Genomic DNA, 13423 nt, shown 5'->3' on the forward strand with positions numbered 1-13423 from the left:
TCTATATGGGTGTTGAGGTAAGCCGTCTGTCGAACGGCCTGACAGTCGCCACCGAAACCCTTCCAAGTATCGAATCTGTCGCATTGGGCGTTTGGGTCAAGTCCGGGGCCCGCAACGAACGCGACGACGAGCATGGGATGGCCCACCTCCTCGAACACATGGCGTTCAAGGGGACCAGCAGGCGAAGCGCCTTTCAGATCGCTTCCGAAATCGAGAATGTCGGCGGCGAGATCAACGCCGCCACGAGCGTCGAGACAACCTCCTTCTATGCCCGCGTGCTCGCCGATGACGTGCCGCTGGCGATGGACCTCCTCTCCGATATCCTGACGGAATCGAAATTCGATCCCGAGGAACTGGAGCGCGAGCAGCACGTGATCCTCCAGGAGATCGGCGCCGCGCACGACACGCCGGACGACGTCGTTTTCGATCACTTCACCGAGACCGCCTTCCGTCACCAGACGATCGGCCGCTCGATCCTCGGCACGCCCGAGACCGTCAAATCCTTCACCTCCGGCCAGCTCCATTCCTTCATGGAGCGCCAGTATGGCGCAGACCAGATGGTGGTCGTGGCTGCCGGCGACGTGAAGCATGATGTCTTCGTCCGCGACGTCGAGCGACGGCTGGGCGGCTTCCGCGCCAAGTCCGACAGCGTCGTTCCGCAATATGCGCATTATGTCGGCGGCGACTACCGCGAACACCGCGACCTGCAGGATGCACAGATCGTGCTCGGCTTCGAAGGCCGCGCCTATCACGTCCGCGATTTCTACGCCTCGCAGGTCCTGTCGATGATTCTGGGCGGCGGCATGTCTTCGCGGCTGTTCCAGGAAGTGCGCGAAAAGCGCGGCCTGTGCTACTCGGTCTATGCCTTCCACTGGGGCTTCTCCGACACCGGCATCTTCGGCGTTCATGCGGCAACCGGCGAAGGCGATATCGCCAAGCTCGTTCCCGTGATCATCAAGGAACTGGAGAGGGCCGGCGAGCATATCGGCCAGGACGAACTCGACCGTGCCCGCGCGCAATATCGCGCCGGCCTCATCATGTCGGGCGAAAGCGCTTCCAGCCGGGCCTCGCAGATTGCGCGGCAGATGCTGCTTTTCGGACGCCCCATCGCCAAGGAAGAGCTGATGGAGCGGCTTTCTGCGCTGACCGTCGATCGCCTCACGGATCTGTCGTCGCGGCTGTTCTCGACCAAGCCGACGGTAACCGCCGTTGGACCGGTCGGAACGCTCCCGCCTTATGAAGCCATTCTCGACGCGCTTCCGGGACTCGACAACGGCCTTCGCAAGCTGGCCGTCTGAGCCCGCGTCAAAGCGATGATCGCGTTTCCTTTTTTCCGCCGAGACTTTCCGGCGCTGAAAGGTGATCGAGTCAACCTGCGGGTGCCCGAATCCGGCGACTATCGCGAGTGGGCAGCCCTGCGCGCCGACAGCCGCGCCTTCCTCGAACCGTGGGAGCCGCGCTGGGCTTCCGACGAGCTCGAGCGGGCCTCGTGGCGTCAGCGGCTCAGCCGCTACCGTGAAGATTTCACCAATGGCAGCGCCGTCGCCTTCTTCATATTCGAGAACGCTTCGGGGCGGCTGGTTGGCGGAATCACCATCGGCAACATCCGCCAGGGCGTCGCGCAAAGCGGCCAGATCGGCTACTGGGTTGGCGAGCGCTACGCCGGAAAGGGCTACATGGTCGACGCCCTTCTTCTGCTCGTGCGGTTCGCTTTCGATACGCTGAGGTTGCACCGGATCGAGGCTGCCTGTATTCCCGAAAATTCGCGCTCCGTACGTGTGCTTGAAAAAGCCGGATTTCAGCGTGAAGGACTTTTGCGATCCTATCTCAGGATCAATGGTAACTGGCAGGATCACTACCTCTACGCCCTGATCGCGGACGATCGGCTTGGCGTCAGGACGAAGGGCTGATTTTTGGCATATTCTCTGCGGATCCGGCGCCTTGCGGCTTTTGTCCTTGCGGCAATCGTAAGCCTGTGCGCCATCTCGTCGGCATTCGCCATCGAGCCCATCAAGATCGCCCGTGACGATGTCGCGCTCGATCTTTCGGGCGCGGTCGAGATCTACCGGAATCAGGGTGAGAACTTTCAGGTCTCGACGGCCCCCGGCCCCGACGGCATCGTCCGGCGAATCGAGGTCGAGGCCAACAACAAGCGCTCCAGCGGCGACTGGGCCGTCTTTGCGCTCGCCAACACGACCGAGCAGCAGATCGACCGCCTGATCGTCGCACCGCATTTCCGCCTGGTGAATTCCGGCTTATTCTGGCCCGATCTCGGCTCCAGCCGCATCACCGCGATCACGCCGAGCGAGGGCTTCGCACTCGACCGGCAGGCGAGCCCCGACGCCGACGTATTCCTGGTCACGCTCAACCCCGGCACGGTGGTCACCTTCATCGCCGAACTCGCCTCGCCGAAGCTGCCGCAGGTCTATCTTTGGGACCCCGAGCCCTACAAGGACTCAGTCAATTCCTATACGCTCTACCGCGGCATCGTCATCGGCATTTCCGGCCTGCTGGCGCTGTTCCTGACCATTCTTTTCGTCGTCAAGGGAACCTCGATGTTCCCGGCGACGGCAGCCTTATCATGGGCGGTCCTAGCCTATATCTGCGTCGATTTCGGCTTCCTCAACAAGGTCATCGAGATATCGCCCGGCAATGAGCAGATATGGCGAGCCGGCACGGAGGTCGGCCTGGCAGCGACCTTCGTGGTATTCCTCTTTGCCTACCTCAACCTGAACCGATGGCATGGCCATTTCAGCTATGGCGTCTTCGCCTGGATACTCGGATTGATCCTGATTGCGGGCGTCGCGGTCATCGACCCGGCGGTCGCTGCCGGCATCGCGCGGCTCTCCTTCGGGGCGACGGCGCTGCTGGGCGTCGGCCTGATCGTCTATCTCGGCATTCGCGGCTACGACCGCGCCATCATGCTGATCCCCAGCTGGGTCATGGTGCTCCTGTGGCTATGCGGATCGTGGATGGCGATCACCGGCATACTGGACAACGACGTCGTCCAGCCGGCTCTCGGCGGCGGCCTGATCCTCATCATCCTGTTGATCGGCTTCACCGTCATGCAGCACGCCTTTGCTGGCGGCGCGCTGCATCAGGGCCTGTTCAGCGACCTCGAACGCCAGGCGCTGGCCGTCGCAGGTTCAGGCGATATCGTCTGGGACTGGGACGTGCTGCGCGACCGCGTGGTGACGCGCCCGGATGTCAGCCTCCAGCTCGGCCTTGCGCCCAACAGCCTCGGCGGCCCCGCCCGCAACTGGCTGCCGGTTCTGCATGCCGACGACCGCGACACGTTCCGCACCACGCTCGACGTCGTGCTGGAACATCGCCGCGGACGCGTGGCGCAGAATTTCCGCCTGCGTGGTGCCGACGGGCATTATCACTGGTTCTCGCTTCGCGCCCGCCCAGTCATCGGCTCGGACGGCGAAGTGATCCGCTGCGTCGGCACGCTCATCGATGTGACCGAGCAGAAGAAATCCGAGGAACGGCTGCTGCACGATGCCGTGCACGACAACCTCACCGGCTTGCCGAACCGCGAGCTGTTCATGAACCGGCTGGAGGCGATCATCTCGATCGCCAAGACCGAGGAGAAGGTTCGCCCGACCGTCTTCGTCATCGACATAGACCGCTTCAAGCATGTCAATGACAGCCTCGGCATTTCGGCCGGCGATACGATCCTGCTGACGATCGCAAGGCGTCTGCACCGCATTCTCAAGCCCAAGGATTCGCTGTCGCGCTTCGCCGGCGACCAGTTCGCCCTGATGCTTTTGTCCGAGCAGGACCCGGCCCGCATTGCAGCGGTCGCCGATGCCATCAAGCAGGCGATCCGCTCGCCGATCACCTTCGCCAAGCGCGAGATCGTGCTGACGGCATCCGTCGGCCTCATCACCTGGACAGAAGCCCAGGCTTCGGCCGAGGACATGGTCAAGGATGCCGAGCTCGCCATGCACCAGGCCAAGCGCTTCGGCGGCGACCGCATCGAGCCTTTCCGGCCGGCTTTCCGCTCGGTCGGCACAGACCGGCTGCAACTCGAATCCGACCTGCGCCGTGCCGTCGAGCGCAAGGAGCTTACCCTCGCCTACCAGCCCATCGTGCGTCTTGAAGACCGCAGCGTCGCTGGTTTCGAAGCGCTGCTGCGCTGGGACCATCCCCGCCGCGGCCAGATCCCGCCGTCGGATTTCATCCCGGTCGCCGAAAGCTGCGGCCTGATCGTGCAGCTCGGCCTGTTCGCCATGCAGCGCGCAGCCGAGGACCTTGCCGGCTGGCAGAAGCAGATCGGCGACGCGCCGCTCTCGGTGTCGGTGAACCTTTCCAGCCGTCAGCTCATTCGCCGCGACCTCGTCAGCGACGTGCGCTCGGTTATCGCGCGCGCCGGCCTCAAGGCACGGTGCTTCCGCCTCGAACTGACCGAATCCCTGGTGATGGACAATCCCGAACAGAGCGCCCATGTCCTGGCCAAGCTGAAGCAGCTTGGCATCGGCCTGTCGCTGGATGATTTCGGCACCGGCTATTCGTCGCTGTCCTATCTCACGCGCTTTCCCTTCGACACGATCAAGATCGACAAGAGCTTCCTCGACGATTCTTCGCCCAAGCGCTCGGTGCTGCTGAAATCCATGGTCAACATGGCGCATGAGCTCGGCATGTCGGTGGTCGCCGAAGGCATTGCCGACGAGAACGACGCTCTGCAGCTGCGCCAGATGGGCTGCGAATATGTCCAGAGCTACATGTTCGGCGCGCCGATACCCGGCGATTCCGTATTGAAGCTGTTGAAAGAGCAGTATCCGGTCGCTCAGGCGTGACCGGCATCCTGGCTAAGATGAGCCAGGTCGACGCCGATAGAGGCCAGGACGCGATCATATTTTCGATCGATATCCCCGTCGAACAGGAATTCCGGCTTGGCCGGGCAGGTCAGCCAGCCGTTTTGGGCGATCTCGCTTTCGAGCTGGCCGGCACCCCAGCCGGCGTAACCCAGAACCATCAGCGCGTGGCGCGGCCCCCTGCCCGACGATATCGCGCGCAGGATGTCGACGGTTGCCGTCAGGCAGATGTCTTCCGACACCGGCAGTGAGGATTCCACCTTGTAGTCGTCGGTGTGGAGCACGAAACCGCGGCTGCGGTCGACCGGACCGCCATTGCGCACGACGAAATCGCGCGCCGACGGCGGCAGGCGTATCGCCTCCTGCTCGTCGAGAATCCCGAGTTGCACCAGAAGATCGGGAAACAGCAATTGCTGCGACTGATTGATGATGAGGCCCATCGCGCCCTCGTCGCTGTGGGCGCAAACATAGATCACGGTGCGCGCGAACCTTTCGTCCTTCATCCCCGGCATGGCGATGAGGAACTGGTCATCGAGAAATCCACGTTTCTCCGCAGCTTTTTTCTGACGCAAGAGGTCCATCCGGCAAAAGTAACGCGTTTTCGACACTCTTGAAAGATACGCCTTAGGCCAATGTTGACAGATGTAGGGCGTGGCCTCACGCAAAAATGATGGTGGCGAAAGGATGAGCCGGTTGCGTAATACTGCCTGCAAGGTCAAATCGCCGGCATGAAAAGCACGATCGTCACCGCAATCGGCCTGTTTGCCATGGCAATTGGCGCAACACCCGCGCTGGCGTCGTCCACCGACTGGTTCGAAACGCAGGGCGGCAGGGTGCGGCTCGTCACCTCCGGCAAGCCGGACGCAAACGGCCAGCTTCACGGCATTCTCGACATCGATCTCGATCCGGGCTGGAAGACCTACTGGCGCGACCCGGGCGACGCCGGGGTGCCGCCGCAGCTCGACATCAGCGCCAGCACCAACATTTTGAGCGCGCAATTCGATTTCCCCGCCCCGCAGCATCACGATGACGGCTATTCGAAATGGGCCGGATATGACCAGTCGGTTGCGCTGCCGATCACCTTTCAGCTCAAATCGGCCAATGAGCCGGCGAAGATCGACGCTCACGTCTTCCTCGGCATATGCGAGACCATCTGCATACCGGTCAGCACCAAGCTGTCGCTCGACCCGGCCAGCGATCCCGACAATGCCGACGATACCGCCCTCGTATCCGCCGCACAGGAGTCATTACCCGCGGCCGAGCAGCCGGATTTCAACGTCAAGATCGTTAGCAAGGACGAAAAGAGCCTGCTCGTGGAGGCCACCTTTCCCGGCAATCCGACGTCGGCCGATTTCTTCATCGCCGGCGAAAACGGCTATTCCTTCGCCGCACCGAAGCGCATGGACAGGGACGGCAAGACGCTGTTTTCGATTGAGATACTGAACCGCCCCGCACAGGCGCCGGCCGAAGGCGGACTGCACTACACGCTGGTTTCCGATGCCGGTTCCGTCAGCGGCATCCTGCCCTATATGTAATCTCTGAGGCTTCGAAATCGCCCCCCGGCGATTGCCCTGGAGACGATAAGCCGATACCCAATTCCCCGAACCTTAACCGGACAAAGCGAGAAGACTTCATGACGATTTCCGTTGGCGACAAACTGCCCGAAGCGACCTTCAAGACGATGACCTCCGACGGCGCCAAGGCCGTGACCACTGCCGAGATTTTTGGCGGCAAGAAGGTCGTTCTGTTCGGCGTGCCGGGTGCCTTCACCCCCACCTGCTCCAACAACCACCTTCCCGGCTATCTGGAAAACCACGACGCGATCATCTCGCGCGGCGTCGACACGATCGCGGTCGTTGCCGTCAACGATCATTTCGTCATGGGCGCATGGGCAAATTTCACCGGCGGCGAAGGCAAGCTGCTTTATCTCGCCGACGGCAATGGCGACTTCGTCCGCGCGGCTGGCCTCGAAGCCGACCTCAGCGGCGGCGGGCTCGGCATCCGTTCCAAGCGCTTCTCGATGATCGTCGATGATGGCAAGGTAACCGCGCTCAACATCGAGGATTCGCCCGGCCAAGCCGTCGAATCGGGCGCTGCAAAGCTTCTCGAACAGCTCTGATCAGAACCGGCCGGATGCGCGGCCTGCCCGCGCGTCCGGCCAATTCGCCGTCGTTGCAAACTACTTCTTGAACGGCGCCATGCCCATGCGGGCGAGTTCGTCGGCGCGCTCGTTTTCCTCGTGACCAGCATGACCCTTGACCCAGTGCCAAGTGACCTTGTGGCGCTTGTTAGCCTCGTCCAGCGCCTGCCATAGCTCGCCGTTCTTCACCGGCTTCTTGTCAGCGGTCTTCCAGCCGTTCTTCTTCCAGCCGTGAATCCACTTCGAGATGCCGTCCATCACATATTTGCTGTCGGTGTGAAGCTCGACCGTGCACGGCTCCTTCAGCGCGTTCAGCGCCGAGATCGCCGCCATCAGCTCCATGCGGTTGTTGGTCGTGTCGGCCTCGCCGCCGGAAAGCTCCTTGGTCTTGCCGTTGAAGCGCAGGATGGCACCCCAGCCGCCGGGGCCCGGATTGCCCGAGCAGGCGCCGTCGGTGAAAACTTCGACTGATTTGTTCATTTCAACCCATATTCGGACGCGGAATTGATCTGGCGGTGGAACCGCACCTTGCGGATGAATTCCATCGGATCGCGTTTCTGGACGAGCGCGCCATCGGGAATAGTCAGCCAGTCATAGAGCCGTGTCAGCATGAAGCGCAGTGCAGCACCCCGCGCCAGGATTGGCAGCGCCTGCTTTTCCGCATCGCTCAGCGGCCGCACCGCCTGATAGGCCGCCAGCAATGCCGTGCCCTTGGTCAGGTTGAAGGAGCCGTCCTTCTCGAAGCACCAGGCGTTCAGGCAGATCGCCACGTCATAGGCATAGAGATCATTGCAGGCGAAATAGAAGTCGATCAGCCCCGACAGCTTCTCGCCGAGAAAGAAGACATTGTCGGGAAACAGGTCTGCATGAATGACGCCTGCGGGCAGGTCCTTCGGCCAGTTGCGCTCGAACGTGGCGAAGTCGGCATCGACTTCAGCCGCCAGCCCTTTTTCAACTTCATCAGCGCGGTCGTGCGATCCTTCCCACAGCTTGCGCCAGCCGGCGATATCCAGCGCGTTGGGCCGGCTGAGCGGGAAATCCGCGCCGGCGACATGCAGGCTTGCCAGTGCGGTGCCCACTTCGCGGCAATGCGCCACCGTCGGGCGGCGCATCCACATGCCTTCGAGAAAGGTGATCACTGCTGCCGTGCGGCCGGCCAGCGTGCCGGTGACGCTGCCGTCGCGGCGATGCACCGGCAACGGGCAGGAAATACCCTTCTTGGCCAGATGCTCCATCAGCCCGAGGAAGAACGGCAGGTCGTCCTTGTCCACGCGCTTCTCATAAAGCGTCAGGATGTAGGAGCCACTTGTCGTGTGCAGCAGGAAATTCGAGTTCTCGGAGCCCTCCGCAATGCCCTTGTAGGACAGAAGGTCGCCGATCGAATATTCCTTCAGAAACGCGCCGAGCTCGTTTTCGGAAACGTCCGTATAGACTGCCATCATACGGTTCCGTTGACGAAGGCCATGTCCGACGGGGTCAGCTTCATGTCGCGCAGCACGCTCATTACCGGGAAATTCTCCGTTTCCGTCGCCGTTATCGCCAGGTCCACCTGCACGTCGAAACGGGCGCGGAAGGCGTCGATGATCTCGTCGACGATGATCTCAGGCGCGGACGCTCCCGCCGAAAGGCCCAAAGTCGAAATGCCGGCGATGTCATCCCATGGAATTTCGGAGGCGCGCTGCACGAGAAGCGACATTTTGGCGCCCGCGCGTTCCGCAACCTCGACAAGGCGCTTGGAGTTCGATGAATTCGGCGCGCCGACGACGAGGACGAGATCAGCCCCGGATGCGGTTTCCTTCACCGCCTCCTGGCGGTTGGTGGTGGCGTAGCAGATCGATTCGGCCGAAGGCGCCATCATCGCCGGGAACCGCTCCTGAAGCGCGCGGATGAGGCCGGCAGTGTCTTCGACGGACAGTGTCGTCTGGGTGACGAAACCCAAGGCTTCCGGGTCGCCGGGGACAAAGGCTGCGACATCGGCCTCGGTCTCGATCAGGGTCACCGAACCCTCGGGCAGTTGCCCCATCGTGCCGATCACTTCCGGGTGACCGCCATGGCCGATCAGCAGCACATGGCGACCCAGGCGCTGGTGGCGCATGGCCTGCTTGTGGACTTTCGACACCAGCGGGCATGTCGCGTCGAGATAGAAGAGGTTGCGCGCCTGCGCGTCCTCCGGCACCGATTTCGGCACGCCATGGGCCGAAAACACCACCGGGCATTCGCGATGCTCGGCGGGAATTTCGTTCAACTCCTCGATGAAGACCGCGCCGAGATTCTGCAGGCCTTCGACGACGTAGCGATTGTGCACGATCTCGTGGCGCACATAGACCGGCGCGCCGTATTTCTTCAGCGCCAGCACCACGATCTGGATGGCACGGTCGACCCCGGCGCAGAATCCGCGCGGCTGGCAGAGCCGGATGGTGAGTGGCGGCTTGGATGAGATTTCAGGCATGGCGTCCGGTCTTTTTGATAGTGCCGAAATGATGTCTGCACCCACCTTATGTCAAGGCCGGCTGTGCTATTAGCCGCGCCGCGAGCGCAACAACCACATGCCGAGCACGCCGGCGAGTGCTGCCGCCAGCCCGTACCAGGTGACGGCATATTGCAGATGGCTGTTGGGCAGGTCGATCATCGTCACGCCCCCGACCGGCAGGCCGCCGGGGTTGGGCGTCTTGTCGGCATCGATGAAGAAGGGCACGAGGGCCGCGCCAGTAGGCAGGTCAGCGCTCACAGCCATGACGTCGCGGTCTTTCCAGTAGAAGACGTTCTTGGCTGTATCATTGTCGGGAACCATCGAGGATGGTTTTTCCGGCAGCGGATTGCGGGCCAGTCCGGTGACCGTCACCTCGCCGGTGATCTGACCAGCAGGCCGCTTCGTCGCATCTTTCAGGTCGTAGGGCACGAAGCCGCGATTGACCAAGACGGCGCGGCCGTCGGCAAGCTTCAGCGGCGTATAGACGTAAAAGCCGGAATCGCCCTCATAGGTGGCGAAGAAATGCCGCTCGCTTTCGTGCATGAACTGGCCGCTGACCGTCACCGGCCAGTAATCGACGTCGCCGCCCTCGGCGAACTTCTTCTCGATATCGGACAACGGAAGAGGCGCCGAGTGGATGCGCTGGTCGATCGTCGCCAGCAGCGCCTCCTTCCAGTGCAGCCGCTGAACCTGCCATGTGCCGAGCCCGATCAGCACGGCGAAAGCCGCCAAGCCAAGGACCAATGCAAGCACTCGTGCCGGCCTGCTCGCACGGAAGCCGGATACAGCAGAACCACTCATTCCGGCTGATCCATCCGCCCTTCGGCAGCCTTGTTGCGGTATTGCAGCGTGATCAGCACGCCCTTGATCAGCCGCAGCGCCGTCAGGCTGAGTATCACCGTCAGCGGTATCCACAGCAGGAAATGCAGCCACAGCGGTGGATTGTAGGTAACTTCCATCCACAGCGCGGAGCCGACGACGATGAAGCCGATTATCAGGATGACGAAGACCGCCGGGCCATCGCCGGCATCGGCAAAGGAATAATCGAGCCGGCACGTGCCGCAACGCGGCGCGACTGTCAGAAAGCTGGAGAATAGCCTTCCCTCGCCACAGCGCGGGCAGCGTCCCTTGAGACCCGCCGCGATCGGTTCAACCGGCGGCCAAAGCGCCTGATCTTCATGCATGGGCTGGGTCATGGTTCTGTCTCTTTCGAGGAAAGCGGGCCGGCGAAGTCCGAACCGATCTTTGCCCCGTCATTGCGCCAGAAAAGCGGAAGGCGGCCGTGCTGCCACGACCGCCTTCCAATAACACGATATGTTGCCTCAGTGGCCGTGAGCGATCGTCGCGCCTACGGACGCCCAGACATAGATCGAGGCGAACAGGAACAGCCAGACGACGTCGACGAAGTGCCAGTACCAGGCGGCAGCCTCGAAGCCGAAATGCTGCTTCGGCGTGAAGTCGCCCTTCATCGCACGGATCAGGCAGACGAGCAGGAAGATCGTGCCGATGATGACGTGGAAGCCGTGGAAGCCGGTCGCCATGAAGAAGGTCGCGCCGTAGATCGAGTCGTGGAAGGTGAACGGAGCGTGGATGTACTCGTAGGCCTGCACGAAGGAGAACAGCACGCCGAGGCCAACCGTCAGCGCCAGGCCGTTGATCAGGCCCTTGCGGTCGCCATGGATCAGCGCGTGGTGCGCCCAGGTGACCGTCGTGCCCGACAGCAGCAGGATGATGGTGTTGTAGAGCGGCAGGTGGAACGGGTCGAGGACCTCGATGCCCTTGGGCGGCCAGACACCTCCGGTGAACTCCGCGCGGGCAACCTGATGGACCTCATTGGGGAACAGGCTGGCGTCGAAGAACGCCCAGAACCATGCCACGAAGAACATCACCTCCGAGGCGATGAACATGATCATGCCGTAGCGCAGGTGCAGCGACACGACGCGGGTGTGATGGCCCTCATGCGCTTCCTTGATGGTGTCGCCCCACCAGCCGTACATGGTGTAGAGGACGATCGCGAGGCCGATGGCGAAAATGTACCAGTGGCTGGCAGCCAGGTTGAAACCGAAGAACGGGAAGTTCCCCTGCTTCAGAAACTGCATCCAGGCAACACCGCCGATCGCCATGACGAGCGCGCCGAGCGAACCCAGGAACGGCCACGGGCTCGGGTCGATGATGTGATAGTCGTGATTCGGTTTTGCGTGCGCGTCAGCCATGTCAGCCCCCGAGGTTTCCGTCGGTATTGTCGTTAGTCTTGATTGGTCCAGCTTGCGGCGCTGCCGCAACCGGCTTTACCCCCTCTATGGGGAAAAAGGTATAGGAAAGCGTGATCGTCTTCACGTCCTTCAGTTCCGGCACGTTGACGATGTCGGGATCGACATAGAAAACAACCGGCATGTCGAGCGTCTCACCCGGCTTCAACGTCGTATCCGTGAAGCAGAAGCACTCGACCTTGTTGAAATAGGCGCCCGCCAGTTCCGGCGTGACGTTGAAGGTCGCACGGCCATAGGTCGGCTTGTCGAACATGTTCGCGGCCGTGTAATGGGCCTGCGCCGTCTCGCCGATCCTGATCGTCATGTCACGCGCCACCGGCTGGAACTTCCACGGCAGGCCGCCGGTCGTGTTGGCGTCGAAGCGGATCGTCACCTTCTGATCAAGAATGCGGTCGGAATATTGGTCGACGCGCTGCGTCGTGCCGCCATAGCCGGTCACCTTGCAGAACATCGCGTAGAGCGGCACCGCCGCATAGGCCATGCCGATCATGCCGGCGAAGAAGGCCGCGCAGACGGCTGCGACCACCTTGTTGGATTTCTGCGTCTTCGGATCGACGAGTGTTTCGCGATTCATTCGGTCCTCACAGCGCGCGGTCGAGGATTGCGGGGCCGAACTTGATGATCGTCGAGACGTAGAAAATGATCACAAGTACGGCGAGCCCGAGGCCGATGGCGATCGAGCGGCTGCGGCGCGCCTTCTTCTGCTTGTCGGTCAGCGTTACCAGTTCATTCTCGATCATGCCCACACTCCCGAAGCCAGCGTGCGTTCGACGACGCTGTCAGCCAGATAGGCAGCGAAGATGACGAAGAGATAGAGCAGCGAATAGGCAAACAGCGCCTTGGCCGGCTTCATGACGCGATCGCTGTCGGGCATGACCAGAACCTTCCAGGCATACCAGATGAAGCCGATGCCGAGCGCGGTGGCGACAACGCCATAACCGGCTGTCGTGAAACCGAAGGCCCAGGGCAGCATGCCGACAGGCGCCAGAAGCAGCGAATAGGCGAATATCTGCTTGCGGGTCGAAGCCTCGCCGGCAACGTTCGGCATCATCGGGATGCCGGCGCGGCCGTAATCCTGCGACTTGAACAGCGCCAGCGCCCAGAAATGCGGCGGCGTCCACAGGAAGATGATCAGGAACAGGATAACGCTTTCGAGGCTGACCGAACCGGTCGCAGCCGCCCAGCCGATCATCGGCGGGAAAGCGCCGGCTGCACCGCCGATGACGATGTTTTGCGGCGTCGAGCGCTTCAGCCACATCGTATAGATGACGGCGTAGAAGAAGATGGTGAAGGCAAGCAGTGCAGCCGACAGCCAGTTGACCAGCACGCCAAGCGTCATCACCGAAAGCGCCGACAGGATCAGGCCGAAGACCAGGGCCTCGCCCGGCAGCACGCGGCCCGACGGCACGGGCCGGCTGGCGGTGCGGGTCATGACCGCGTCGATATCGGCGTCGTACCACATGTTCAAAGCGCCGGAAGCGCCCGCACCGATGGCAATCGCCAGGATGGCGACGACGGCGATGAAAGGATTGATCGACACCGGAGCGGCGACGAGGCCGACGAATGCCGTGAACACGACAAGCGACATCACGCGCGGCTTGAGCAGCTCGATGAAGTCGCGGGCGGTCGCTTCCGACATGCGAAAGCCTCCGTCATCCAGCGTGTTCTTGTCAACCAGGGCCATGCCTACGCAGTCCACTCTTTCGGTTTGGCAGAGACCGCC

At 62.2% G+C, this 13423-nt stretch carries 15 protein-coding genes; 5 read left to right on the forward strand and 10 right to left on the reverse strand.

The window, feature by feature from the left end; translation table 11 throughout:
* Positions 1 to 5 precede the first annotated feature (5 nt).
* The 3 genes from DZG07_RS18140 to DZG07_RS18150 are packed head-to-tail and all read left to right on the forward strand — an operon-like array spanning position 6 to position 4802.
* Positions 6 to 1298 (forward strand): pitrilysin family protein, encoded by a 1293-nt coding sequence (locus DZG07_RS18140; protein ID WP_091913802.1) that lies wholly within the window; start codon positions 6 to 8, stop codon positions 1296 to 1298.
* A gap of 15 nt (positions 1299 to 1313) precedes the next feature.
* On the forward strand, positions 1314 to 1910 hold the full coding sequence (locus DZG07_RS18145; protein ID WP_091913801.1) for a GNAT family protein: 597 nt from the start codon (positions 1314 to 1316) through the stop codon (positions 1908 to 1910).
* 3 nt (positions 1911 to 1913) lie between these two features.
* Positions 1914 to 4802, forward strand: coding sequence for an EAL domain-containing protein (locus DZG07_RS18150; protein WP_091913800.1), 2889 nt, complete (start codon positions 1914 to 1916; stop codon positions 4800 to 4802).
* On the opposite strand, the gene DZG07_RS18155 is transcribed toward DZG07_RS18150, so the two are convergent.
* Positions 4793 to 5401: a YqgE/AlgH family protein gene (locus DZG07_RS18155; protein WP_091913799.1), complete on the reverse strand. Its 609-nt coding sequence runs from the start codon at positions 5399 to 5401 to the stop codon at positions 4793 to 4795. The two genes, DZG07_RS18150 and DZG07_RS18155, sit on opposite strands and share 10 nt — an antisense overlap.
* Before the next feature lie 147 nt (positions 5402 to 5548).
* On the opposite strand from DZG07_RS18155, the gene DZG07_RS18160 reads away from it, so the two are divergent.
* A complete protein-coding gene (locus DZG07_RS18160; RefSeq protein WP_119819322.1) occupies positions 5549 to 6355 on the forward strand; it encodes a protein-disulfide reductase DsbD domain-containing protein in 807 nt (268 codons plus the stop codon).
* Between the two features lie 98 nt (positions 6356 to 6453).
* Positions 6454 to 6939 (forward strand): peroxiredoxin, encoded by a 486-nt coding sequence (locus tag DZG07_RS18165; RefSeq protein ID WP_091913797.1) that lies wholly within the window; start codon positions 6454 to 6456, stop codon positions 6937 to 6939.
* Between the two features lie 60 nt (positions 6940 to 6999).
* Here the strand turns inward: DZG07_RS18165 and rnhA are convergent, their stop codons facing one another.
* From rnhA to DZG07_RS18205, 9 genes are all read right to left on the reverse strand, one after another.
* Positions 7000 to 7440: a ribonuclease HI gene (gene rnhA / locus DZG07_RS18170; RefSeq protein WP_119819325.1), complete on the reverse strand. Its 441-nt coding sequence runs from the start codon at positions 7438 to 7440 to the stop codon at positions 7000 to 7002.
* Positions 7437 to 8399, reverse strand: a complete 963-nt coding sequence (locus DZG07_RS18175) for a homoserine kinase (RefSeq protein ID WP_119819328.1) — start codon at positions 8397 to 8399, stop codon at positions 7437 to 7439. The genes rnhA and DZG07_RS18175 overlap by 4 nt, the downstream gene beginning before the upstream one ends.
* Positions 8399 to 9409: a 4-hydroxy-3-methylbut-2-enyl diphosphate reductase gene (gene ispH, locus DZG07_RS18180; protein ID WP_119819331.1), complete on the reverse strand. Its 1011-nt coding sequence runs from the start codon at positions 9407 to 9409 to the stop codon at positions 8399 to 8401. The genes DZG07_RS18175 and ispH overlap by 1 nt, the downstream gene beginning before the upstream one ends.
* Positions 9410 to 9478: 69 nt before the next feature.
* Positions 9479 to 10231 (reverse strand): SURF1 family protein, encoded by a 753-nt coding sequence (locus DZG07_RS18185; protein ID WP_119819333.1) that lies wholly within the window; start codon positions 10229 to 10231, stop codon positions 9479 to 9481.
* On the reverse strand, positions 10228 to 10614 hold the full coding sequence (locus tag DZG07_RS18190; RefSeq protein WP_091914056.1) for a DUF983 domain-containing protein: 387 nt from the start codon (positions 10612 to 10614) through the stop codon (positions 10228 to 10230). The genes DZG07_RS18185 and DZG07_RS18190 overlap by 4 nt, the downstream gene beginning before the upstream one ends.
* Before the next feature lie 138 nt (positions 10615 to 10752).
* Positions 10753 to 11643 carry a cytochrome c oxidase subunit 3 gene (locus DZG07_RS18195; RefSeq protein WP_091913792.1) on the reverse strand — a complete coding sequence of 297 codons (891 nt, stop codon included), beginning with the start codon at positions 11641 to 11643 and terminating at the stop codon, positions 10753 to 10755.
* Between the two features lies 1 nt (position 11644).
* Complete coding sequence (locus DZG07_RS18200; RefSeq protein WP_119819336.1) at positions 11645 to 12274, reverse strand: cytochrome c oxidase assembly protein; 630 nt, start codon at positions 12272 to 12274, stop codon at positions 11645 to 11647.
* Positions 12275 to 12281: 7 nt separating this feature from the next.
* Positions 12282 to 12440, reverse strand: a complete 159-nt coding sequence (locus DZG07_RS23940; RefSeq protein WP_091913790.1) for a hypothetical protein — start codon at positions 12438 to 12440, stop codon at positions 12282 to 12284.
* Complete coding sequence (locus DZG07_RS18205; protein WP_091913789.1) at positions 12437 to 13384, reverse strand: heme o synthase; 948 nt, start codon at positions 13382 to 13384, stop codon at positions 12437 to 12439. Before DZG07_RS18205 ends, DZG07_RS23940 begins: the two co-directional genes overlap by 4 nt.
* Positions 13385 to 13423 lie beyond the last annotated feature (39 nt).

The organism is Mesorhizobium sp. DCY119, from assembly GCF_003590645.1.
GTDB lineage: Bacteria > Pseudomonadota > Alphaproteobacteria > Rhizobiales > Rhizobiaceae > Mesorhizobium_M.